Annotated in this window: 21 protein-coding genes; 8 read left to right on the top strand and 13 right to left on the bottom strand. The window is 33.5% G+C overall.

All coding sequences use genetic code 11. The features are described 5' to 3' along the window. Window positions 1–11 precede the first annotated feature (11 nt). The 9 genes from ITJ86_RS07985 to ITJ86_RS08025 form a co-directional block, all read right to left on the bottom strand. Entirely contained in the window at window positions 12–203 is a 192-nt protein-coding gene (locus ITJ86_RS07985) for a cold-shock protein (RefSeq protein ID WP_092446448.1), read from the bottom strand. Between the two features lie 111 nt (window positions 204–314). Further along, window positions 315–560, bottom strand: a complete 246-nt coding sequence (locus ITJ86_RS07990; RefSeq protein ID WP_195871112.1) for a hypothetical protein — start codon at window positions 558–560, stop codon at window positions 315–317. Window positions 561–591: 31 nt separating this feature from the next. Next, on the bottom strand, window positions 592–2,394 hold the full coding sequence (locus tag ITJ86_RS07995) for a chloride channel protein (protein ID WP_195871113.1): 1,803 nt from the start codon (window positions 2,392–2,394) through the stop codon (window positions 592–594). Between the two features lie 67 nt (window positions 2,395–2,461). Beyond that, window positions 2,462–4,252 (bottom strand): chloride channel protein, encoded by a 1,791-nt coding sequence (locus tag ITJ86_RS08000; RefSeq protein ID WP_195871114.1) that lies wholly within the window; start codon window positions 4,250–4,252, stop codon window positions 2,462–2,464. A gap of 45 nt (window positions 4,253–4,297) precedes the next feature. After that, window positions 4,298–6,052 carry an aspartate--tRNA ligase gene (gene aspS / locus ITJ86_RS08005; RefSeq protein ID WP_195871115.1) on the bottom strand — a complete coding sequence of 585 codons (1,755 nt, stop codon included), beginning with the start codon at window positions 6,050–6,052 and terminating at the stop codon, window positions 4,298–4,300. Between the two features lie 77 nt (window positions 6,053–6,129). Beyond that, window positions 6,130–9,672: an efflux RND transporter permease subunit gene (locus tag ITJ86_RS08010; RefSeq protein WP_195871116.1), complete on the bottom strand. Its 3,543-nt coding sequence runs from the start codon at window positions 9,670–9,672 to the stop codon at window positions 6,130–6,132. 85 nt (window positions 9,673–9,757) lie between these two features. Then, the gene (locus ITJ86_RS08015; protein ID WP_195871117.1) at window positions 9,758–10,933 is read right to left on the bottom strand and encodes an efflux RND transporter periplasmic adaptor subunit; all 1,176 of its coding nucleotides are present in this window, start codon (window positions 10,931–10,933) and stop codon (window positions 9,758–9,760) included. A 16-nt stretch (window positions 10,934–10,949) separates the two neighbouring features. Continuing rightward, window positions 10,950–12,296 carry a TolC family protein gene (locus ITJ86_RS08020; RefSeq protein ID WP_195871118.1) on the bottom strand — a complete coding sequence of 449 codons (1,347 nt, stop codon included), beginning with the start codon at window positions 12,294–12,296 and terminating at the stop codon, window positions 10,950–10,952. A gap of 3 nt (window positions 12,297–12,299) precedes the next feature. After that, a complete protein-coding gene (locus tag ITJ86_RS08025) occupies window positions 12,300–12,902 on the bottom strand; it encodes a TetR/AcrR family transcriptional regulator (protein ID WP_195871119.1) in 603 nt (200 codons plus the stop codon). 152 nt (window positions 12,903–13,054) lie between these two features. On the opposite strand from ITJ86_RS08025, the gene ITJ86_RS08030 reads away from it, so the two are divergent. The 8 genes from ITJ86_RS08030 to ITJ86_RS08065 all read left to right on the top strand — a co-directional run bounded on the left by ITJ86_RS08030 (window position 13,055) and on the right by ITJ86_RS08065 (window position 18,829). Beyond that, entirely contained in the window at window positions 13,055–14,029 is a 975-nt protein-coding gene (locus ITJ86_RS08030) for a polyprenyl synthetase family protein (protein WP_195871120.1), read from the top strand. Window positions 14,030–14,035: 6 nt separating this feature from the next. Then, window positions 14,036–14,386 carry a hypothetical protein gene (locus tag ITJ86_RS08035; RefSeq protein WP_195871121.1) on the top strand — a complete coding sequence of 117 codons (351 nt, stop codon included), beginning with the start codon at window positions 14,036–14,038 and terminating at the stop codon, window positions 14,384–14,386. 74 nt (window positions 14,387–14,460) lie between these two features. Beyond that, the gene (locus ITJ86_RS08040) at window positions 14,461–14,895 is read left to right on the top strand and encodes an RrF2 family transcriptional regulator (RefSeq protein ID WP_195871122.1); all 435 of its coding nucleotides are present in this window, start codon (window positions 14,461–14,463) and stop codon (window positions 14,893–14,895) included. A 50-nt stretch (window positions 14,896–14,945) separates the two neighbouring features. Then, the gene (ric, locus tag ITJ86_RS08045) at window positions 14,946–15,677 is read left to right on the top strand and encodes an iron-sulfur cluster repair di-iron protein (RefSeq protein WP_195871123.1); all 732 of its coding nucleotides are present in this window, start codon (window positions 14,946–14,948) and stop codon (window positions 15,675–15,677) included. A gap of 111 nt (window positions 15,678–15,788) precedes the next feature. Continuing rightward, window positions 15,789–17,000 (top strand): hypothetical protein, encoded by a 1,212-nt coding sequence (locus ITJ86_RS08050; protein WP_195871124.1) that lies wholly within the window; start codon window positions 15,789–15,791, stop codon window positions 16,998–17,000. Beyond that, window positions 16,972–17,436: a hemerythrin domain-containing protein gene (locus tag ITJ86_RS08055; RefSeq protein ID WP_195871125.1), complete on the top strand. Its 465-nt coding sequence runs from the start codon at window positions 16,972–16,974 to the stop codon at window positions 17,434–17,436. Before ITJ86_RS08050 ends, ITJ86_RS08055 begins: the two co-directional genes overlap by 29 nt. Window positions 17,437–17,510: 74 nt before the next feature. Then, the gene (locus tag ITJ86_RS08060) at window positions 17,511–18,335 is read left to right on the top strand and encodes a universal stress protein (RefSeq protein ID WP_195871126.1); all 825 of its coding nucleotides are present in this window, start codon (window positions 17,511–17,513) and stop codon (window positions 18,333–18,335) included. Window positions 18,336–18,373: 38 nt separating this feature from the next. Next, the gene (locus ITJ86_RS08065; RefSeq protein ID WP_195871127.1) at window positions 18,374–18,829 is read left to right on the top strand and encodes a pyridoxamine 5'-phosphate oxidase family protein; all 456 of its coding nucleotides are present in this window, start codon (window positions 18,374–18,376) and stop codon (window positions 18,827–18,829) included. A gap of 39 nt (window positions 18,830–18,868) precedes the next feature. On the opposite strand, the gene ITJ86_RS08070 is transcribed toward ITJ86_RS08065, so the two are convergent. From ITJ86_RS08070 to nirK, 4 genes are all read right to left on the bottom strand, one after another. Next, entirely contained in the window at window positions 18,869–20,128 is a 1,260-nt protein-coding gene (locus ITJ86_RS08070; protein ID WP_195871128.1) for an alginate export family protein, read from the bottom strand. Window positions 20,129–20,202: 74 nt separating this feature from the next. Then, a complete protein-coding gene (locus ITJ86_RS08075; protein WP_262897300.1) occupies window positions 20,203–20,826 on the bottom strand; it encodes an SCO family protein in 624 nt (207 codons plus the stop codon). 140 nt (window positions 20,827–20,966) lie between these two features. Next, complete coding sequence (locus ITJ86_RS08080; protein ID WP_195871129.1) at window positions 20,967–21,749, bottom strand: formylglycine-generating enzyme family protein; 783 nt, start codon at window positions 21,747–21,749, stop codon at window positions 20,967–20,969. 10 nt (window positions 21,750–21,759) lie between these two features. Continuing rightward, a complete protein-coding gene (gene nirK / locus ITJ86_RS08085) occupies window positions 21,760–23,205 on the bottom strand; it encodes a copper-containing nitrite reductase (protein ID WP_195871130.1) in 1,446 nt (481 codons plus the stop codon). Window positions 23,206–23,315 lie beyond the last annotated feature (110 nt).

The following is a 23,315-nucleotide window of genomic DNA, read 5'->3' on the forward strand; positions in this document are numbered from 1 at the left end:
AAGATATATACTTATAATACCTGCACGTTTGCAGCTACTAATCCTTTTCTTCCTTCTTCTTCATCGTACTCTACATTGTCACCTTCGCGTAATTCTACGCCATTAAGGTTTGATACATGTACAAAGATGTCTTTTCCTGTTTCTTCGTTGGTAATAAATCCAAATCCTTTTGAATCATTAAAAAATTTAACTGTTCCAGTCATTATAATATAAATAAAAATTAAAGTACAAAGATAAAAGAAAATTATAGCCTAAGGTTAAGAAATTGTTTTTTTTTGATTTAATCCTTTATTATTAGAATGTTATTCAGCAATCTATTGCTTTGAGTCCTTTTGGTTTTCGCGCATTTTGTCAAGATTTTCTTTTGTAAGCATATAGTCCTTAACGTCTTTATCTTTCCATCTGTAGTAAGAAAACAATGGAAAAACAACTAAGAATAAACCTACAACTCCGAAACCTATTAGTTTTTCAGAATACTCTAAATCTAAAATTAGGCCACATGCGATACTAATAATTGAAGCTAAAAAGGCAATAAAAGTAATGATTTTTATAGGTTTCATTTTGAGTGAATTTATTTAAACTCGAAATTGATTAGGATGTAAAATTAATTAATTCGGTACGATATGCGGTTAATAATTTAGATTTTGAAACAAATCCGTAATAACAACCATTTTTTATAACAGGTAAATTCCAAGCTTCACTATCTTGAAACTTTTTCATCACCACTTTCATCGTGTCTTTTTCATAATAGATAAAATCTGGCGGATTGTGCATAAAAGTTTCAACAGAAGTAGATTCGTATAGCGATTGATCAAACATTATAGTTCTAATGTCGTCTAAAAGAATAATTCCAACTAAACGTTGATAACCATCCACAACGGGAAACAAATTCCGACTCGATTTAGAGACTCCTTGTTTTAGCATGTCCCCTAAAGACATTTCTGGGTGCAGCGGAATAAAATCGTTTTCAATAACCGTATCCAAATGCATCATAGTTAGTACACTTTGATCTTTATCATGAGTTAATAAATCTCCACGTTCTGCTAATTCTTTGGTATAAATGGTGTGTTCCATATAATTCTTAGTAATCATATATGAAATCGCTACGGTTATCATTAATGGTAAAAACAGAATATAACCTCCTGTAATTTCGGCAATTAAAAATATCGCAGTTAACGGAGCATGTATAACTCCTGCGATCAATCCGGCCATTCCAATTAATGTGAAATTAGCCTCTGACACCTGATGTCCAAGACCTATATTATTTATTATTTTGGCCACAACATTTCCTAGTGCACTTCCCATTACCATAGTTGGTACAATAACTCCACCAACTCCACCAGCTGCAAAAGTTGTGGTCATTGCAATGGCTTTAAATATGGTAAAACCTATAAGTAACATAATAACCACCCAAATATTATCGGTGTATTTATCAAAAGGATTAGACCCTAGGGCATGTAGATAGTTTCCTTCAAATAAATCTTTGGTAAAACTTAAACCTTCACCATATAAAGGCGGAATAAAATACAGCATGATACCAATAGCGATACCTCCAACTAAAAGTTTAATGAACCGCGTTTTAAATCGGTCGAAAAACCCATAGATAGCAAAATACATTTTTGTAAAATATATGGATGCAATACCAGTTCCTAACCCTAATATCATGTAGAAGGCTGTGTCTCTTGGGTTGAATTTCTCGGTAAGGTTAAAATTAAAAAGCAATTCATCACCTAAAAAGAAATATGAGGTTAAAACGGATGATATAGAAGCAATTAATAGTGGTAATAAAGACGCAAAGGTAAGGTCTAAACTAAAAACTTCAACAGCTAAAACGATGGCTGCAATGGGGGATTTAAACATAGAAGCCACAGCAGCTGCAGTTGCACAGGCAATAAGTAAGGTGCGTGTTTTTTTATCGACATGTAAAATCCGACTTAAGTTGGAGCTTAATGAAGAGCCAGAGGTTATTGCAGGTCCTAATAATCCAACAGATCCACCAAAACCAACAGTTAGTGGAGCTAATATTAACGGATGATAGATCAGTTTATAAGACAAAAGTCCTTTTTGCCTTAGTAAAGAATAGAGTAGTGAAGGTATGGCACGTTTTATAAAAGGAGGAATAGACGGTGTTATTCCATTTTTAAACATATACTTAGTTAAAACGAATACCAAGAATAATCCAATTACAGGTAAAACAAAATAAAGTTGGTTATGAGAAAAAACAATTCCTTTTTCTAAAATCGATTGAATTGTATAGGTAAAGTTCTTTAGCGTTACAGCAGCAATACCAGTTAATAATCCAACAGCAACACTTAATAAATAAACAAAGTTTTTTTGCGATATATATTTATATCGCAAGAGAAGTAATTGTCTGATAATGTTTTTTGTCGGCATATTTTTTTTAAAAAAACCTGTTTAGCCCTTGTCTTTCAGGGTGCAAAATCTTGTTTATTAGATAAGGTTATGATGTAAAATTAATTAATTCTTGTCGGTAAGCCGTTAATAATTTTGATTTTGAAATAAAACCAATATAGATACCGTTTCTTACTACAGGTAAATTCCAAGCACTACTATCTTGAAACTTTTTCATAATTACAGTCATATTATCTTTTTCAATGTCAATGATTGCAGGTGGTTTTTGCATCACTTCAATCGCAAATATGTCATCGTATAATTTTTGATCAAACATAATTGGTCTAATATCATCCAATAAAATAACGCCTTTTAAAGTATTGTCTTCTTCGTCTATAACCGGAAAAATATTTCGATTAGATTTAATAACCGCTTTTTTTATGATGTCTCCTAATGTCATATTTGTGGTTACATGGATGAAATTAGTTTCAATAACTTTTTTTGTATCCATTAAAATTAAAACAGCTTGATCTTTATCGTGTGTAATTAATTCACCCTTACGAGCTAATTCCATAGTGTAAACGGAATGTGGAACATAGAGTTTTGTAATACTAAATGCGATTGCAGCAGTAATCATTAATGGTATAAATAAATCATAACCACCTGTAAGTTCAGCAATTAAAAAGATAGCTGTTAATGGAGCATGTAAAACTCCTGCTAATAAACCTGCCATACCAACAAGCGTAAAATTACTTTCGGAAACAGGTGTACTAAATAAGCCACAATTGTTAATGATTTTAGCAATGCAATTACCCATAATACTTCCCATAAAAAGGGTAGGTCCAAAAATTCCACCAACACCTCCTGCTCCAAAAGTTAAAGCACTAGCAATTATTTTGAAAAATACGAGTCCAGCTAAAAGAGCAATAACAATCCATATATTAGACACATCTAAATTTAGAAAATTATTAACTAGTGCTTTTTCAGGATTCCCAACAATAAGGCTATTCATAACATCAAAGCCTTCACCATAAAGCGGTGGAATAAAATAAATTAGGATGCCAATTGCAATACCACCAACCAGAAGTTTTTTAATTGGAGAGTTTAGTTGGTCAAAACGTTTTTGAATTCTCTGGTAGACTTCTGTAAAATAAATAGATATAAAGGCAGCACAGACTCCTAAAAACGCATAAAATGGGACATCAGAAATCATAAATTTATCTTCAATCCTAAAAGGCAATAACACATCATTTCCAGAAAAAAAATAGGATGTAATAATTGCAGAAAGGGATGCTAACAATAAAGGCAGCATAGAGGCAATTGTTAAGTCTAAGCTAAAGACTTCAATTGCAAAAATGATCGCGGCAATTGGTGCTTTAAAAATGGAAGACAATGCTCCTGCCGCTGCGCAACAAATTAGCAAGGTTTTCGTTTTTTGGTTCATCCTAAAAAGCCGAGCAATGTTGGAGCCAATTGCAGCTCCTGTTGCAACAGCAGGTCCTTCTAATCCTACTGAACCTCCAAAACCTACCGTTATCGGAGCTGTAAGAATAGAGCCGAACATTTGATAGCGTTTTATGATGCCTTTACGTTTAGAAATAGCGTGTAATGTTGAAGGAATACCATGGCTAACCTTTTCTCTAACCACATATTTTATGATTAAATACGCAAGAGTCAATCCAATTATAGGAAACAAAAAGTAAAATGCTTGGTGGTAATACTGAACTAATCTACCCTCTAATAAAAGTTGAATATAATGCGTTAAATTTTTAAGAACAACAGCACCAATACCAGATGTAAACCCAATTAAAATACTTAATAGATATACAAATTGCTTATGTGAGATGTGTTTAGCTCGCCATATCAATAATCTTTTAAATACAGGACGTTTACTTTGCATAAAATTAATCTATAAAAAATCCTGCAAGAAGCAGGATTTAATATTTTATGATTTTAAATTCAGTTTTAAACTCAACTCTTTTAGTTGCTCATCATCAATTGGTGCAGGTGCATCAATCATAACGTCACGACCTGAATTGTTTTTAGGGAACGCAATAAAATCTCTAATGGTTTCTTGGCCTCCTAAAATGGCTACCAATCGGTCTAAACCAAAAGCTAATCCGCCGTGTGGTGGTGCGCCATATTCAAAAGCATCCATTAAGAAGCCGAATTGAGCTCTAGCATCTTCATCAGAGAATCCTAAATGTTTCAACATTATGGCTTGTGTGGCTTTATCATGAATTCTAATAGATCCACCTCCAATTTCGTTACCATTTAATACTAAATCGTATGCATTGGCTTTAACATCTCCAGGATTGGTATCTAATAATTCTAACTGTCCTGGTTTTGGCGAGGTGAATGGATGGTGCATCGCATGGTAATGACCTGTTTCTTCATCTAGTTCTAATAATGGGAAATCAATTACCCAAAGTGGTGCAAATACTTTTGGGTCTCTTAAGCCCAATCGTGTTGCTAATTCCATACGTAAAGCACTTAATTGTGCTCTTACTTTATTGGTTTCACCGGATAATACACAAACTAAATCACCAGGTTTAGCTCCAGTAACTTCTGCCCATTTTGCTAAATCATCTTGATCATAAAACTTATCTACAGACGATTTAAAACTACCATCGTCATTACAACGTGAATAAATCATGCCTAAAGCACCAACTTGCGGACGCTTTACCCAATCAATTAATTTGTCTATTTCTTTTCTAGTATAACTGTTTCCACCAGGAACTGCAATACCAACCACTAGTTCAGCGTTATTAAAAACACCAAAGTCTTTGTGTTGTGTGACGGCATTAAGTTCACCAAATTCCATTCCGAATCTAATGTCTGGTTTGTCGTTTCCGTACAAACGCATGGCATCATCATAAAGCATTCTTGGGAATTTTTCAATCTCAACACCATTCACTTCTTTCAGTAAATGACGTGTTAAGCCTTCAAAAACATTAAGAATATCTTCTTGTTCTACAAACGCCATTTCACAATCTATTTGTGTGAATTCTGGTTGTCTGTCTGCACGTAAATCTTCGTCTCTAAAACACTTTACAATCTGAAAATATTTATCCATGCCACCAACCATCAATAATTGCTTGAAGGTTTGAGGTGATTGTGGTAAGGCATAAAATTGACCTTCATTCATACGAGAAGGCACTACAAAATCTCTGGCTCCTTCTGGAGTAGATTTAATTAAGTATGGTGTTTCAACTTCAATAAATCCATCGTTAGACAAATAGTTTCTTACAGCTTGCGTAACTTTTGATCTAAAAATTAAGCTGTTTTTTACTGGGTTACGACGTATATCGATGTAACGATATTTCATACGTAAATCATCTCCACCATCTGTTTTATCTTCGATAGTAAAAGGTGGTACTAACGAGCTGTTTAAAATTGTTAATTCTGAAACGACAACTTCAATATCACCTGTTGGAATATTAGGGTTTTTTGAAGCACGTTCTGTAACGTTTCCTTTAACTTGAATAACAAATTCGCGTCCCAATTTTGAAGCCTTTTCCATAATGGCTTTTGGTGTGCGTTCTTCATCAAAATATAACTGTGTAATACCATAACGATCGCGAAGATCTATGTATATCATAAACCCTTTATCGCGAACACCTTGAACCCATCCGGAAAGTGTAACTTCTGTATTGCTGTGTGATGCTCTTAACTCACCACAATTGTGACTTCTGTACATAGATTTTTATTAGAATTGCAAAAGTAAAAAATCCGAAGTAAAGACTTCGGATTTTTCTATTTAAATAATATTTTCAGTTAATTATCAATGGCAGGCTGAGATGAACCTTCAATTTGCGTATGTTGTTCAACCTCAGAAATTCGTAGGGGTTCAGAGGTGAATTTTCGTCTTCCCCACATTTTTAGTTTTACACTTAAGAAGAATAAAATAGGTACTACAATCAGCGTTAAGAATGTTGCTACAAGTAAACCGTAAATAACAGTCCAAGCTAATGGTCCCCAAAATACCACATTATCACCTCCCATATAAATATTGGCATCAAAATCTGCAAAGAGCGTAAAGAAGTTGATATTTAAACCAATAGCTAAAGGAATTAAGCCTAAAATAGTTGTAATTGCTGTTAATAGAACAGGTCTTAAACGCGCTTTTCCGGCTTTAACGATGCTTTCAAAAAGGTCCTCGGTTGTTAAATAATCATTCTCACCAAGATCTAATTCATTTTTCTTTCTGTCAATTAATAGTTGTGCATAATCTAAAAGTACAACACCATTATTCACTACAATTCCGGCTAATGAAATAATACCGACCATAGTCATCATAATTACGAATGCACTTCCTGAAATCACAATACCTCCAAAGACTCCTATAAAACTTAAGAAAATGGCAATCATAATAATGGTTGGCTTCGAGATGGAGTTAAATTGAAATATTAAAATGAAGAATATTAATCCAAGACCCGTGAAAAATGCTCCCATTAAAAAGGCCATTTGTTTATTTTGCTCTTCAATCTGACCTGTATAATCGATATGAATATCATCGGACAAACCTTTGTAACTTTTCATCTCATTTTGTATCTGAGTGACAATAGCACCTGCATCTGTATAGCCAGGTGATAATGCTGAATACACCGTAACGACACGTTTAGTGTCCTTGTGTTTTATAGCACTAAATCCAGAGTTGTTTTTCTGTTTCGCAACTGTAGATAATGGAATTTCCTTAATCTGACCAGTATTATCTCTAAAGGTAATGTTTTGATTAAACAGCGCACTTTTATCGTAACGATTGGCTTCATTAAAACGAACGTATATATCAAAATCGTCACCGTCTTCTTTATAAATTCCGGCTTTAGATCCAAATATTGAATTACGTAACTGATCTCCAATTTGTTTGGCAGAAACACCTAATTCTCCTGCTTTTTTACGATCAATCTCAACTAACATGGTTGGTTTGTCTTTATTGACATCGATTTTGAGCTCATCAATTCCTGCAATATTTTTAGAATTTATAAACGCACGCATTTGTTCGGCAGTTGCAATTAACTCATTATAATCATTTCCATCGATTTCAATATTTATTGGCGAACCTGCAGGTGGTCCATCGGCATTTTTTTCAACGGAAATTAAAACACCTGGATAAATACCAACTAATGCTTCTTGTACTTTTTGACGCAAGAGTTCGCTATCTTCTCCACGACGGAATTTATATTCGCGCATCGATGCTGTAATTTTAGCTTTATGTGGCATTTCTGCACCAGAACCCATATCAGTTTGAGGGTTTCCTGCACCTTCACCAACTTGAGAAACGGCACTTTCTACCAGAAAGTTTCTACCATTATCCATATACTTATTAGCGTTAATAACATCGTAAACACGTTTTTCAATTTGCTTAGTTATGGTATTGGTTTTCTCAATCGCAGTACCTTGTGGATATTCTATATAGACAATAATTTGATTCGGTTTGTTATCTGGAAAAAACTCTACATTCGTTCGTTGTGTGGCTAATGAAATTCCAAAGGCTATAAAAGCAGCAATTAATAATAAAAATGTTCCACCACTTAAAAAATATGGTCGTTTTTTTGAAAGTGCTCTTCGTAATTGACGTTCGTACCAGTTTTCAAGTCTAACCAATGCTTTAGTTTGAAAACTGTTGGCCCATCCTCTGATGAAAAAACGGTATGCCCAAAGCATAATTGCTGTAAAAACCATAATAGTTCCCATACCACGGTAAGGTCCTCCAATAATGAGAATTAATATACCGAAACTGGCAACAATGATAGTGACTTTAATAATTTGTTTTAAAGGCATATCCTTATCTTCAGTGGTCATATAACGCGATACTAATACTGAATTAAAAAATATAGCAACCGCTAAAGATGAGCCTAATACAATGGATAATGTTATTGGTAAAATTTTCATGAACTCTCCCATTATGCCTGGCCAAAGTCCTAAAGGAATAAAGGCTGCAACCGTTGTTGCTGTAGAAATAATGATAGGAAAGGCGATTTCTCCAATTCCTTTTTTAGCCGCTTCAATGCGACTCATGCCTTCATCTTCCATTAAACGATAGACGTTTTCAACCACCACAATACCATTATCTACCAACATACCAAGTCCCATAATAAGTCCAAAAAGCACCATGGTATTTAAACTATATCCAATCATACCTAAAATCATTAGCGACATAAACATAGACATTGGGATAGCGAACCCAACAAATAGGGCGTTTTTAAATCCTAAAAAGAACATTAAAACGGTTACAACCAAAATAACACCAAAGATGATGTTGTTGACTAAGTCATCAACCTGTCCGATAGTAACTGATGATTGATCGTTTGTGATACTTACTTCTAAATCTTGTGGGAACTCATTTTCAATGGCATCTTGCACAATGACTTGTATTTGCTCAGAAGCAGCAACCATGTTTTTACCAGCACGTTTCTTAACGTCTAGCATCACTACAGGTTTACCAGATTTTCTTGCAAATGTTGTATGGTCCTCTTCTTTAAAAGACACCGAAGCAACATCTCTTAAATATATAGGATTGTTGTTATCCGATTTCACTACAAAATTTTCGAGTTCAGATGGTTTTTCAATTTCTCCTATAATTCTTATCGTACGTCGTTGTCCACTTGCTTTTAAGTTTCCGGCAGATTGTGTAACATTTCCATTACTAATAGCACCAAGAATATCATTAAATGTCACCTTTGCTGCCATCATTTTATAGATGTCTACTGCAACTTCTACTTCTTTTTCTTGAGCACCACGAATATCTGCTTTTTTAATTTCTTGTAAATCTTCTATTTCATCCTGAAGATACTCAGCATAGTCCTTTAGTTTTTCAATAGGATAATCACCAGAGATATTAATGTTTAAGATTGGCATTTCTTCAGAAAGGCTCAACTCAAAAACATCTGGCTCTACTTTAGCTCCGTTAAATGTTGGCCAATCTTCGCCAGCTGTTTCAGAATCAATTTCGTCTTTAACCTTTTGCTTGGCTTGTTCTACAGAAATATTTTCATCAAATTCTATGATAACCATAGAATAATCTTCTTGAGACGTTGAGGTGATTTCTACAACATTACTAACGGTTTTTAGTTTGTCTTCAACAGGATCTGTGATAAGTTTTTCAATATCTTCAGCTGTGTTCCCAGGGTAGATAGTGCTGACGTATATTTTAGTCTCATTGACCTCTGGAAAAGATTCTCTAGGCATGTCGAAAAATGCAGAAATTCCCAAATAGAAAAAGACAGCAATAAGGACATACATGGTGGTTTTATTGTTAATTGCCCATGATGACCATGCAAATTCCTTTTCGGTATTTTTTTTGTTAGTATTAGTCATTAGATGTTAGTCTTTAGTCGTTAGATAAAAGTTGTTTCGCTTTAATCTTTAGAATTGTTGGTTGCTATTTAATATACTAGAAGCATTATTCTTCTATCTGTAAAACTTCAACAGATTGTCCGTCTCTTACACTTCTTGCTCCTTCTTTGATTATTTCGGCTCCATCTTCAAGTCCTTTTAAGACTTCAATAATATCATCTTGGGTTTTTCCAGTTTCAATAATAATACGCTTTGCTGTTCCTATATTGTTATTGTTTCTTTCTACGACAACATAGACATATTGTTCGCCTTCTGAATTTTCTGAAACGACACTTTGCGGAATTAATATGGCACTTTCGCTTGTGTAATCATTGATTTTTAAACGCGCAGATAAGTTTGGTTTAATTGTTTTGTCTGCATTTGGAATGCCAACTTCAACTTTAAAAGTTCGGTTTGCTGGATTTATAAAATCTCCAGCCTGACGAATTTTAGTTTCTAATGTTTTTCCTAAAACAGGAATATTTACACTTACATGTTTTCCTTTGGTAACATCGGAAACGTAACGCTCTGGTACTTCTGTTTCAATATACATATTGTCTAAATTTACAATACGCATTAATGGTGATTGACCTGCAGCAACAACACTTCCTTGTTCTGTAATAATATCGTCGATAGTTCCAGAAAAAGGTGCTTTTACTGTGGTTTTAGCAATTTGTTGCTGTAATTGATTTACGGCTTCTTCTTGCGACTCATAAGTAGATTTTGATTGTAAAAATTGAATTTCACTACCAATATTCTGTTCCCAAAGACGTTGTTGACGCTCGTATGTGGTTTTAGCTAATTCTGCCTGAATTTTTAATTGTGCCAATTGTTGACTTAAGCCACCATCATCAATCTTGGCGAGTGTTTGCCCTTTAGAAACTTTCTGGCCTTCCTTAACAAATACTTGGGTTAAAATGCCGTTGTATTCTGGTGTAATGGTTAAAAGATCTTTAGTTGTAACATTTCCTTGTAGTTCTAATACGTGATTAAAAACTTCAGTTTTAGCTTTAAAAGATGTAATCAATGGTACATGTTTTACGGTATCTAAGGTTTGTATTTTTTCATCTAAGCGCTTTATTTTGTCGTTAATGGCTTGTTGTTCTGCAACAAGTTCTCCTCGTTTTACTCTTATGGTTTCAAGGTTGCCATTTTCTATGACGCTTTCTACAGAATTCTTCTTTTCGCCTGAGCACGAAACCGTAAAAATTGCTATGATTAATAGTGGAAATATATATTTCATTTTTAATAGTGATTTATTAATTATTGATTGGTGTATTTAAAACGGTTTCTAATGCAGCTTTAGAGTTGACGACATCTAACATGGCTTGTAGTAACTCTTGTTGTGCAGTATATAATTGTGTTTGTGCTTGTCTGAGTTCAAAACTAGAGCCAATACCTTCAAAAAATTTGGTTTGGTTTTTAGTTTCAATACGTTCGGCTAAGGCGAGGTTTTGTTTTTTATTTTCGTAATCCTCAATGGCAAACTGATAGTCATTTTTAGCAGAAGCGATTTCTAGTTTTATGCGCTGTTCTGTTTCTGTTAATTCTGTTTTAGCTTTTTCTAAATTAATCTTAGCACGCTGTGTGGATGCATTTCGCATGCCTGAGCTAAAAATTGGGATATTTAGGCTAATGCCAAACACAGAGGACCCAAACCAGTCTTGACTTTTCTTTGTAAACGTAAATTCATCTGCATATGCAGAATAGCCACCATTTATAAATGCGTTTAAGGTTGGTAATGCTTTGCTTTTTTCAAGTTTTAACAATAATTCTTTAGAGGTTTTATCGTTTTTAGCGATTAAGTAATCTATGGTGCTTTCTGGATTATTTTCAGATTCTAACATGGATAAAGTGATGTTTTGATCTGTCAATGTTTCTAAATTATCCTTTAACACTATAGCATTGTAAATATCTAAACCTAAAGTGATATTCAACATTTGATAAGCCAACGTTTTTAGTCTTTGAACATTATTTAAATTACTTTTTACTCCAGATAACGTAATTTGTAGTTGCTCAACACTTTCTTCTTCACCTAACCCATTTTCGTAAATTTTTTGAGTTTCAAAGAGGTTTTTATCAAGTACTTCAATGTTTCGTTCAAAGATTTTAATACTTTCTTCTGCTAATAGAACATTCCCGTAAGCTTCAATTACTGCTTTTCTGATTTCTAAGTCGGTTTTTACTTTCGCGTTTTTCGAGATTTCTAAAAATACTTTAGCAGATTGTAAACCTACAATATAAGAGCCGTCGAATATCTTTTGATTTAGGGTCGCAAAGCCAGTCATGCTTTGTTTAGTTCCAAAAATGATTTCTGAAAATTCGCCAGGTTGACCACCAAAAAACTCAGCAGGAATCACTTGAACCTGTTGTTTTAAGTTGTTCTGGTAATCTAAACTAGCACTAATTTGAGGTAATCCGGTCGCTGTTGTTTCCCATTTTTGCTGTTCAGCAGCTTCAATATCGCGAGTAGCATTTATGGCAGTTCTATTGTGTTCCAAAGCATAGTCAATAGCTTCTTCTAGCGAAAGACTTATAGGTTGTTCTTGTGAAAAGCCTATTTGAAAAATAATAAAACCTATTAATAATGGAATTGCTTTTTTCATAGGTTATTTTAGATTGGTATTAAGTTGTTTAAGTGTTTTTAGCCCTTCTGAAGAACAGATGCCTCTTAAATGGTATTCTATATAATTATTCATTAACATGGACATTGAGAAATTTTCAAGCGGAAAAACATCCTGATCTTTTAAGGAGACCATACTATTAAAATAGAGTCGTGCTATAAAATCGATGTCAATAGAGCTTCTATAAAGGTTTTTTGCAACTCCGCGTTCTAAATTTTGAGTTACACAACCTATCATTTTGTCAAATTGCATACGTTTTAATGTACTGTAAATTTTTGGGTAATATTTTTGAAGCTGATATTGAGGTGATGATTTTTCATCTTTTAAATGGATTAATACAAACTTTTTGATTTCATAAATCTCCTCAATTGGGTTTTTGTCTGACTCGCAAATACAATCAATGCCATAAGAAATACGTTCAAAAACACGCATTACAGTAGCCTCAACGAGTTTAGTTTTATTCTTAAAATGCTGATAAATGGTTTTTTTAGAAATACCCATTTCATTAGCAATATCATCCATGGTAACGCTCTTAAACCCTAAGTTTAAGAACATGTCAGATGATTTTATTATGATTTTGTCTTTCATTTTTTGGTATTTCGCAATATGGTAATCTATATTATGATCGCGCAAAATTACGCCAGGAAACTTTAAAAACCAAAAAAGTTTCCAAAGTTTTATAGGTTTTTTAACAGGCTTAACATTAGCTTAAAATATGTTTAAAACATTATTTTTGCCTTATGCAACATATCGAACAGTATCAAAAGCCATTTCTAAAGTATTTAGAACGTTTTACAGTAGAGCGAGAGCCAAAGAATTTATACAGTCCTATTAATTATATATTGGAACTAGGTGGTAAACGCTTACGACCAATTTTAACCTTAATGACAGCTGAAGTATTTGATGAACATGCTGAAAAAGCTATGGATGCCGCTTTGTCTATTGAGGTTTTTCATAATTTCTCTTTAGTCCATGATGATATTATGGATGATGCACCTTTAAGAAGAGGACAGCAAACGGTTCATGAAAAATGGAACTTAAATACAGGAATCCTTTCTGGTGATGCCATGTTAATTTTGGCGTATCAATTATTTGAGAATTATGACGCTGAAACATTTCGAGATTTAGCAAAATTATTTAGTAAAACAGCATTAGAGGTTTGTGAAGGACAACAATATGATATCGATTTTGAAACACGAGATGATGTTACCATTCCCGAATACCTTAAAATGATTGAATATAAAACAGCGGTTTTAGTGGGAGCTGCCATGAAAATGGGTGCCATTGTTGCAAAAGCATCAGAAGCAGATCAAAATTCTATTTATGAATTTGGTAGGTTCTTAGGAATTGCTTTTCAGTTACAAGACGATTATTTAGATGCGTTTGGAAACCCTGAAACTTTTGGTAAACAAGTAGGAGGCGATATTATTGAAAACAAAAAGACGTATTTGTACCTAAAAACTATAGAACTTGGTTCTAATGACGACGTTTTAAATTTAAAGACCTTTATGTCTAATTTAGAGCTTCCTAACAGTAATAAAGTTGAAAAAGTAAAAGCCTTATTCCATAAAACTGGTGCTGCGGAAGCTACTCAAAATGCTGTTAAGGACTACACTAATAAAGCTTTTGAAGTTTTAGAAACCTTACATATTTCTGATGATAAAAAGCAATCCCTTAGATTATTTGGAGAGCAATTAATGAATAGACGTGTTTAATTTCTAATGAATTTACCATCAAACTTTGAAGATTTAATTGTTGAAGCAGAAGGCTTACAACTTTATAAGAAACTCATCATACAGCTCAATAAAGATTTATTGTATGCTAATATCGATTTAGAGTTTGATGAAGAAACATTGCCAACAAGTTTAAAACTCGTATTTCAGGAAACGGTTTTTTATCTTATAAATTCTAAATTTTCGGACTACCTTAACTTACTTTATATTGTAGATGTACCCGAAGCAAAAATTAAAGCATTAGATGGCAGTGATGTTTTAAAACTCTCTGAAGACGTGACGTTTATTATTTTGCAACGTGAATGGCAAAAAGTATGGTATAAATCTAAATATTCTTAGAATAATTTATATCGGATAAAATTATCCTATATAAAATAATAATTGTACCTTTGTCATCTAAATAATATTAAAAGATGTTTTCTAAAGCATGTGAATACGGTATAAAAGCGGCAATATTTATTGCTATTAATTCTTCTGAAAACAGACGTGTAAGTCCTAAAGAAATTGCAGAAGAGATTGATTCTCCACAAGCTTTTACGGCTAAAATACTACAAGCCTTAGTTAGACATAATATGATAAAATCGGTTAGAGGAGCACAAGGTGGTTTTGAAATCGATAAAGACAAAATTGCAACCACCAAACTATCTCAAATTGTTTATGCTATTGATGGTGACAAGATTTATAATGGTTGTGGCCTTGGATTACATACTTGCGATGAAAACCATCCGTGTCCTGTACACGATAAGTTTAAAGTTGTTAGAGATGAACTTAAAGATATGTTAGAAAACACAAGTTTAGAGCAGTTGGCATTAGATATAAAATCTGGAGTCTCATTTTTAAAGGTGTAAAAAAAATTTAATTATAAATAGGATAAAATTATCCGAAATAAAAAAACGATATGGAAGTACTAGAAAAAAACACAAAAAAGGAAATAGGCCAATATGTTGCCGAAGATTTTAGAACCGCAGCAATTTTCTCTAAACACAAAATTGATTTTTGTTGCCAAGGCAATAGAACAGTAGAGGAGGCTTGTGATAAAAAAGGTATTGATAGCAATCAGTTAATCGAGGAGTTAAATCGCGTTTTAAATTCTAAAGGAGGAGAAACTATTGATTATAAATCTTGGCCGTTAGATTTGTTAGCCGAGTATATTGAGAAAAAACACCATAGATACGTAGAAGAAAAAATACCAGTGTTACGTCAGTTTTTAGATAAGTTATGTAAAGTACATGGAAGCCGTCATCCAGAATTATTTAAAATTAATGAACTGTTTGTGGCGTCTGCTGGCGAATTAGCATCGCACATGAAAAAAGAAGAACTCATTCTTTTTCCATTCATAAAAAAGATGGTAAAAGCTAAAATAGAAAATGGAGCGGTACAATCACCTCAATTTGGTACGGTTGAAAATCCAATAGCCACGATGATGGAAGAACACGATAACGAAGGTGCTCGTTTTAGAGAGATTGATGCACTTACTAATAATTACAATCCGCCTGCAGATGCTTGTAATACGTATAAAGTGACGTTTGCAATGCTAGAAGAGTTTGAAAAGGATTTGCATTTACACATTCATTTAGAGAATAATATTTTATTTCCTGAAGCCATAAAGTTAGAAGAGCAGTTTGGATAATAGTAACCCTTAGTTAATTTTCAAATTAGAGAAAATCCTGAGATGTTATATCAGAACATTTTGGGATTTTTATCTTGTAATAAGTATATTTCTAAATCGTAACCTATAACGATGCCAAAAAAGTTAGTCCTCGTATGTTTAATCAATTTTCTAATTGCAGCCTTAATGGGTTTGGCTTTGCGTTTCTCGTTTTTAGAATCTATTGGTTTAAATTATAGGTTTTTAACGCATGCGCATTCTCATGTTGCCATGTTAGGTTGGGTATATTTAATGTTATTTACGCTCTTTGTTCATTATTTTATTCCAGATAAACCCAAAAGCTTTACACGTTTGTTTTGGCTAACCGAGTTTGCTGTTGTTGGGATGATGATTAGTTTTCCTATTCAGGGTTATGGGGCGATATCTATAGCATTTTCAACACTACACATTTTTTGCAGTTACTATTTTGTATATCTCATTTGGAAACACCAAAGGGCAAACACTACAGTAACTCAAAAACTACTGAAATTGGCACTTGTGTTTATGAGTGTTTCTACATTAGGTGTTTGGTGTCTAGGACCAGCAGTTTCAATACTAGGATCAGCTTCTGCATTTTACCAAATTGCAATTCAATTCTTTTTACATTTTCAGTTTAATGGTTGGTTTTTAATTGGAGTTATAGCGGTGTTTTTTCATATTTTAAACATTGAAGACTCTAAAACGTTTCGGCATTTTTTTGCCTTGTTGATGACTTCAACGGTGTTGACATTTGCTTTGCCAGTGCAGTGGTTTGCACCTCATACGAGCTTAATGTGGATTAATGGTTTGGGGGTTATACTTCAAGTTTTAGCACTTTTAAAATTCTTTCAGCTTATAAAACAGAAGCTAAACGTATTGGATAAACCTAAAAACATGTTCGTGTTTTATATGTGTTGTTTTGCATTGGTTTGTTTTATTCTTAAAGTTGTATTTCAATCCTTATCCATTTTGCCAGAATTTTCGCAAGTTGTTTTTAATCATCACAATTTTGTAATTGGTTTTATACACTTGCTTATGTTGGGGGTAATTTCTGGATTTCTATTTGCTTTTATGTTAAAAAGTAATTTATTCAGTACGTCTAAAACCTTAGATTTTGGTATTTATAGTTTTCTTTTAGGCTTTGTTTTAACCGAATTATTGTTGTTAATTCAAGGTGTTATGTTTTATTTAGGACGCGGTATTATTCCAAATTATTACAGCTTACTTTTTCTATTTAGTATCTTACTGCCTTTAGGCATCAGCTTCTTATTAATTAATATTAGTAAACATAAAAATTATGCATCAAAAACCACAAAAACGACATAAAGCATTGCAGCCCTTGAGTAGAGAACATCATCATGGCTTATTGTTATCTTGGAAAATTAGAGCAGGATTTAGTAAAGACGTCGATCCAAAACGCATTAGAGCTTATGCAGATTGGTTTTTTAAACATCATTTGATTCCACATTTTGAACTAGAAGAAATGCACATTTTTCCTATTCTAACCAATGATGAAAACGACTTAGTGAAACGTGCTTTAGCAGATCACAGACGGTTAAAACGTTTGTTTGAAGAACGCGAAGATGACATCAAGACTTTAAGTAAAATTGAAGAAGAGTTAGATAAACATATTCGGTTTGAAGAACGTGTTTTGTTTCCTGAAATTCAAAACGTAGCAACAGAAGAAGAGTTTCTTCAAATTGAAAAAATCCATCAGCCAGAACAATTTACAGATAACGAAAAGGATGTCTTTTGGAAGTAGTAATTTTAATATATGATTAATATCATTTTTCTTAATAATAAGATTCGGTAACTTTAGAGACAAGTTCGATTATTATGAAAAAGGTACTTTTACTTACGGATTTTTCTAAGAATGCTACAAATGCAATTTCTTATGCGATGCAGTTTTTTGCCTCCAAAACATGTACATTTTACATTATGTACGTGCATAAAGTAGGTGGTTATGTGTCGGACGATTTGTTAATGTCTCCAAAAAATTCTATTCATGATTCTATAACAGAAAAACCAAAAACGAAATTAAAAGCTTTAATCGAAGCGTTGAAAACTGATAATAAAACCAAAGATTATCAGTTTGAATATGTTATAGATTATGACGTGTTTACAGATGCCATTAATCAAGCTGTGACTAAATATGCAATAGATTTTGTGGTTATGGGAAGTAATGGTGCATCTAATGTTAAAGAGGTTATTTTTGGCAGTAATACGATTAACGTCATCAAAAAAGTGAACTGCAAAACTTTAGTCATTCCAAATAATTTTAGCTTTTTACCTGTTAATGAGTTTTTGGTTTCTCTAAATGCAGACGATGTTATAGACACTGATTTACTAGAAAATATAATAGATTTTATAGAGGGTTTCAAATTGAAACTTCATGTCCTGAGAATAACTTCAGAAAGTGAACAACCTAATCTCGCTTTGAAAGATAAAGAAAGACTAGCACTTTTAGATTCTAAGTATCACCTTATTGAACATGTTCCGGTAGATTACGCAGTGTCTAGTTATCTGCAAACCAATACCATTGATATAACTGCTTTTATAAAAAAAGATAAATCCTTTTTAAATCGTTTATTTAATGATTCACCAAGTAAAGAATTAACGTCTCGAATGAAGTTGCCGTTATTAGTACTACACTGTCATTAGTTTAGTATTGATGTTAAATATTAACACCTAATAAAATTATGATAAAGTCCTTAAATAGAGAAGAATGTGAGTTGGTATTAGGCCGAAGTTACATAGGTCATTTGGCATATATATATCAAAATAGACCTTTTGTTGTGCCAATAACCTATTTTTATTCAGAAAAGGACAATAGGATTATTTGTTATTCTGGTGATGGTCATAAAATAAATGCATTACGTCAACAAAAGGCAGTAGCATTAGAGGTAACAGAAATAACAACCATAACCAATTGGAAATCTGTTGTTGCTCATGGTCAGTATATAGAACTTGAACGCAGTAGTGCCAAAGCCTTATTACACGAGTTTTCTTTGGGTGTAAAAGATGTTGTAATGCGAAAAGAATTACGCGATTTAGATTTTATTAGTGAGTTTTCAGCGAAAATAGAATCTGACGAAACACCTATTGTTTTTGTTATCGAAATTAAAGAACTCACAGGGAAATTGAAACATGATTAAGTGGTTTTTCCTAAGTTAAAAAACTAAAGCCACTACTTTTTAATCATCAAACGTCGTTTTAAATAGACTTGGTTTAATAGTGATCATTACCCAAGCCCAATTGTTGGTATTGTCTTTATTGCCCGCTTTTAAAACCTCCATGGTTTCTGTTGCAAACATCTGCGAATAGCCGGCATTAAAACTGATGTCTTTTGTCCATTTATAGCCTATAATTAAATCCAATTCGGTTCCTAAGCTATTACTCATTTCATTATTTGTATTATCAATAACCGTAGCAGCAGAAGAAAATAGATGAGGTACTAATGTTGCAGAAAACTTATCTTTCTGATAGCCAAATGTGGCATTTATATCTAATAGACCAACGGAATTAGTATGATTTCCAACATAAAAATAATCCATTAAGCCATTAAACTTGTGGTTGGTGCCAAACCAAGGATTGAATGATTTTAATGTGTTTTCTGTTGCGTTCATATCTGTTCCAGAAAGATACTCTGCACCTAAACCTATTTTAAATTTAGCGTTAATTTTGTAAGATGCATTGGCTGCAACATTAAAAGCACTGAGTTCTGTATCGGCAATTTTCCCTGTTTGAAAATAGACTGAAGCATCGGCATTAAATTTGTCTTTTTCAAAGGTAAACCGAGAACCAATGGTTTGATTATAATCCACCTTCTGTTCATTATTAGTATCCTCATAGGCTAAGCCATTATTCAATAGTAAAAAACTTAATCCTACGGCATCTATAGATGTGTGATACCATACATATTGAAACGCTTTATAATTATTTACAGTGTAGTTTGTTTCAAATAGTGTTTCTGCCGTTTCATTCATTGCCAAACCTAAATCTAAACGATTATTAGCGTTGGGTTTATAAGTTACAATTAAAGCATCATGACTTCTAGCTTGTTGTGCCCAACCAACACTACCAAATAATCTTTGGTCGTCATAATTAATTTCTTGCCGTCCTAATTTTAGTGATAATTTTGAATTGAATAGCAATTGCGCCCAGGCTTCATGTACTGTAATTCCGTTTTTGTCTGTCAGCGATGTTGTTGTTACATCTCCCCAAACACGCACATTCTGAAATGCTACGTATGCGTTTAATTTATCGCTTTTGTAATTAAAATTTAATCGCGTGCGTTGTGATATAAATGATGCTGCATCAATGTCATTTGGGATTAAGGTTTTGTAACCATGTCTATATTCAAAACGAGGTCTTAGTTCTGTAGACATTTCAAATTCTTGGGTGTAGGAGGTCATTACAACTCCCAGAAATAGGATTGTTAGAATGGTTTTCATAATAATTTTGGTTGTTATATCTACAAGGTTTTGACTTCGACTACGCTTAGCCGCCATAAAACCTCATAGGATGCTTATTTGGTTAGCTCCAGAATGGTTTCAATAGTTTCTTTGTTATTAACACCTAACCCTTCTTGTTGGTGTTTTAGTTCGCCTCGAGAATTAAACACACTAATAATATTTGAATGTGAAAAATCTATAGGAGAAATCTCTTTGTATTTTACAGAAAGGACATTAGCAAATTCGCGAACACCACTATCTGTACCTTGTAAAAATGTCCACTGTTCACCATCCATCGCGTTTTCAATAGCAAAAGCTTTTAAGCGTTCTGGTGTGTCTGTTTCCGGATCAATAGATACTAATGCAAATTGTACATTTTTAATATTTTCAGCTGGAATTTGAGCTTCAATATTTCGCATGTCGGCTACTAATCTTGGGCAAGCCGCTTTACAAGACGTGTAAATCATTACCATGACTAAAGTTTTTCCTTTTAAATCTTCGAGTACAATTTCATTACCTTCTTCCGTATGCCATTTACTGGTTAAGTTAAAAATGGATTCCTCTGAAATTTCATTGGTTTCTAATGCTTTTGAATCGTTTTCAAGTTGTTTTAAATCCATTTTACACACAGGACAAGTGCCTATTTCATCATAAGTTTTGTCGCCTTCACATTGCATAGGGCATTGATAAGCGGCCAATTCGTGTTCGGTGTTTTTAGAGTGGTCAGATTTACAAGATGTTACAACGACCAGTAGTAAAAACGTTGATAGTATTAGTCTTATATGTTTACTCACGTTTTTCATAGTAATTACCTTTTCGTGATTTTTATTTACAATTATCATTTCGTTTCTTCTTTAATATCTTGAACACAGCGAAAGCCTAAGTTTTTCATGGCGTATTTAGCTTTTAAGCTGCCTCTTGTGGCATAGCGCATAAAGGCTGCATAATTCATTAAATCGGTTGCATTTATAGCTGCACTTCCACAAAATAGGTTGTTGTCATTATCCATGTCTTTACGAGACTCACCTGTTATTAAAACCGAATTAAAATCTAGCGTCCACTCCCAAACCAAACCGTGTAAATCGTAAACTCCCCAAGCATTCTTAGGGGTTTCGCCAACGCTATTTTCTTTTGTTCTTGGCGCTTCGTACCAGGCTAGTATTTTTTCGTTATAAGATGGTTTTATGCGTGCATCTTTTGTGGTTTCGTCTGCCATGGCAACATATTCCCATTCGTCTACTGTTGGTAAACGTTTGTCTTGGCATTCGCAGTAAGCTTTGGCGGCAAACCATGATACATAATTAACCGGACTTTTAGGATTGATAGCGTCGTTGGGTTCTAAATCGTTTTTCCAATTAGTTAAATAACTTTTGTCTGCAAAAAGCTTTACAACTTTAGATTTTGTCCACTTTGGATTCTCTTTAAGAAATTGCTGATATGCTTCAATAGTTACAGGATAGATATCCATTTTAAAATCCTGGACTTCCACAACTGTAGAGTCTCGGCCGTATAAAGGAATGTATCGGCTACCTTCAATGACAGCCATATCTTTAGCTTGCCCAAACATAAAGGACTGTATCGCCAAGCTTACTAAGAACAAACTAAAGATTTTGGTTGTCATAACTTTGAGTTTATTGGTTTTTTACTTTTTCAACCATTTCTTTGGTGACTACTTCTTTAGAGTTTCCCCAACTGTTATAGACGTAAGTTAAAACGTTAGCTACATCGTCTGAAGAAATCATTTGCTTGGTCATTACACTGTTATATGTGTCTCCATTAACTGTAATTTCACCACTTAATCCATTGACTACAACACCAATCGCACGATTTACATCTGCATTTAAGTAATCTGAATTAGCCAAGGGTGGAAATGCATTAGGAATACCTTGACCTTCTGATTGGTGACATGCAAAGCAGGTTTGCATATATACTTGTTTACCAAATTTCATTTGTTCATCAAATGATTTTGCCGGAATTTCAGATTCTACAATTTCGTCAGTTGTTGGCATGTTTTGTATACCAGGACCTTCAGGCAAATAAATTCCTTCTCGTATCTCACCAGAATAAATTTTCTTGTCCTCTTCACCTTCAACATTTAAGATGCCTAAAGCTCCTTTATTAAAGGCTCTAAAAATGGAATGATCTACTAAAACTAATGAACCTGGTACATCTACACGAAACTCTACAATAGATGCTCCACCTGCAGGTATCAATGTAGTTTGAATGTTTTCATTTATTAATTCACCACCTTCTACATGTACTTTATCAAATATCTCACCAATTACATGGAAAGAAGAGACTAAGTTAGGACCTCCATTACCCACATAAAGTCTAACAGTTTCACCAACTTTAGCGGTTAATGCATTATCTCCAGTTAATCCATCGACGCTTCCATTAAACACAACGTAATCGGCTTTTTCGTCAACTGCTTTCTGCATATCAAAAGGTTGTAATCCACGTTCACCATTTTTGCCTTTGGTGTAAAAATCACCTTGCATAACGTAATATTCTTTATCTACTGGTGGTAATCCGCCTTCTGGCTCAACAAGAATTAATCCGTACATACCGTTGGCAATGTGCATACCAACTGGTGCTGTAGCACAATGGTAAACGTAAAGTCCAGGATTTAAGGTTTTAAATGAAAATGTTTTTTCGTGTCCTGGTGCTACAAATGAAGATTCTGCTCCACCACCTGGCCCTGTAACCGCATGTAAATCGATGTTGTGAGGTAATTTATTATCTGGATGGTTAGATAATGTAAATTCCACTTCGTCACCAACGCGTGTTCTTATAAAGCTTCCAGGTACAGAACCACCAAAAGTCCAATACATGTATTTTACACCTCCTGTTAATTCGCCCTCTTGTTCAAGAATTTCCATATTAACAATGAGCTTTTTGGCTTTTCGTCTTCCTACTGGTGTTGGTACATTAGGAGGACTTGTTAATTCTGCGATCATTTCTCTACTTACAGGAATTTCTGCGGTATTAGATCCTTCTTTTTTAGCGTTCTCTTTGCAAGATGTAAAAGATAATATTCCAATTAAAAGAATACTTAAGGCTAGTTTAAAATGTTTCATTTTGATGTGGTTTTAGTGTTTAATTCTCTTTCAAAATTTAATTAAGATGTTTTTATCCTAATTGAATTCAAAAGTAATTTAGTCTGTACTATAAAATCATGACATTTGTC

Origin of the sequence: Winogradskyella marina (genome assembly GCF_015645385.1) — a bacterium.
In the GTDB taxonomy this organism is placed as follows: Bacteria; Bacteroidota; Bacteroidia; order Flavobacteriales; family Flavobacteriaceae; genus Winogradskyella; species Winogradskyella marina.

Bases quoted from the DNA above. Each gene is read 5' to 3' on its own strand.
- aspS (WP_195871115.1), bottom strand. From the start codon at position 6,052: ATGTACAGAAGTCACAATTGTGGTGAGTTAAGAGCATCACACAGCAAT.
- ITJ86_RS08040 (WP_195871122.1), top strand. From the start codon at position 14,461: ATGTTTTCTAAAGCATGTGAATACGGTATAAAAGCGGCAATATTTATT.
- ITJ86_RS08010 (WP_195871116.1), bottom strand. From the start codon at position 9,672: ATGACTAATACTAACAAAAAAAATACCGAAAAGGAATTTGCATGGTCA.
- ITJ86_RS08000 (WP_195871114.1), bottom strand. From the start codon at position 4,252: ATGCAAAGTAAACGTCCTGTATTTAAAAGATTATTGATATGGCGAGCT.
- nirK (WP_195871130.1), bottom strand. From the start codon at position 23,205: ATGAAACATTTTAAACTAGCCTTAAGTATTCTTTTAATTGGAATATTA.
- ITJ86_RS08070 (WP_195871128.1), bottom strand. From the start codon at position 20,128: ATGAAAACCATTCTAACAATCCTATTTCTGGGAGTTGTAATGACCTCC.
- ITJ86_RS08035 (WP_195871121.1), top strand. From the start codon at position 14,036: ATGAATTTACCATCAAACTTTGAAGATTTAATTGTTGAAGCAGAAGGC.
- ITJ86_RS08060 (WP_195871126.1), top strand. From the start codon at position 17,511: ATGAAAAAGGTACTTTTACTTACGGATTTTTCTAAGAATGCTACAAAT.
- ITJ86_RS08030 (WP_195871120.1), top strand. From the start codon at position 13,055: ATGCAACATATCGAACAGTATCAAAAGCCATTTCTAAAGTATTTAGAA.
- ITJ86_RS08015 (WP_195871117.1), bottom strand. From the start codon at position 10,933: ATGAAATATATATTTCCACTATTAATCATAGCAATTTTTACGGTTTCG.
- ITJ86_RS07995 (WP_195871113.1), bottom strand. From the start codon at position 2,394: ATGCCGACAAAAAACATTATCAGACAATTACTTCTCTTGCGATATAAA.
- ITJ86_RS07985 (WP_092446448.1), bottom strand. From the start codon at position 203: ATGACTGGAACAGTTAAATTTTTTAATGATTCAAAAGGATTTGGATTT.
- ITJ86_RS08065 (WP_195871127.1), top strand. From the start codon at position 18,374: ATGATAAAGTCCTTAAATAGAGAAGAATGTGAGTTGGTATTAGGCCGA.
- ITJ86_RS08025 (WP_195871119.1), bottom strand. From the start codon at position 12,902: ATGAAAGACAAAATCATAATAAAATCATCTGACATGTTCTTAAACTTA.
- ITJ86_RS08080 (WP_195871129.1), bottom strand. From the start codon at position 21,749: ATGACAACCAAAATCTTTAGTTTGTTCTTAGTAAGCTTGGCGATACAG.
- ITJ86_RS08020 (WP_195871118.1), bottom strand. From the start codon at position 12,296: ATGAAAAAAGCAATTCCATTATTAATAGGTTTTATTATTTTTCAAATA.
- ITJ86_RS08055 (WP_195871125.1), top strand. From the start codon at position 16,972: ATGCATCAAAAACCACAAAAACGACATAAAGCATTGCAGCCCTTGAGT.
- ITJ86_RS08050 (WP_195871124.1), top strand. From the start codon at position 15,789: ATGCCAAAAAAGTTAGTCCTCGTATGTTTAATCAATTTTCTAATTGCA.
- ITJ86_RS07990 (WP_195871112.1), bottom strand. From the start codon at position 560: ATGAAACCTATAAAAATCATTACTTTTATTGCCTTTTTAGCTTCAATT.
- ric (WP_195871123.1), top strand. From the start codon at position 14,946: ATGGAAGTACTAGAAAAAAACACAAAAAAGGAAATAGGCCAATATGTT.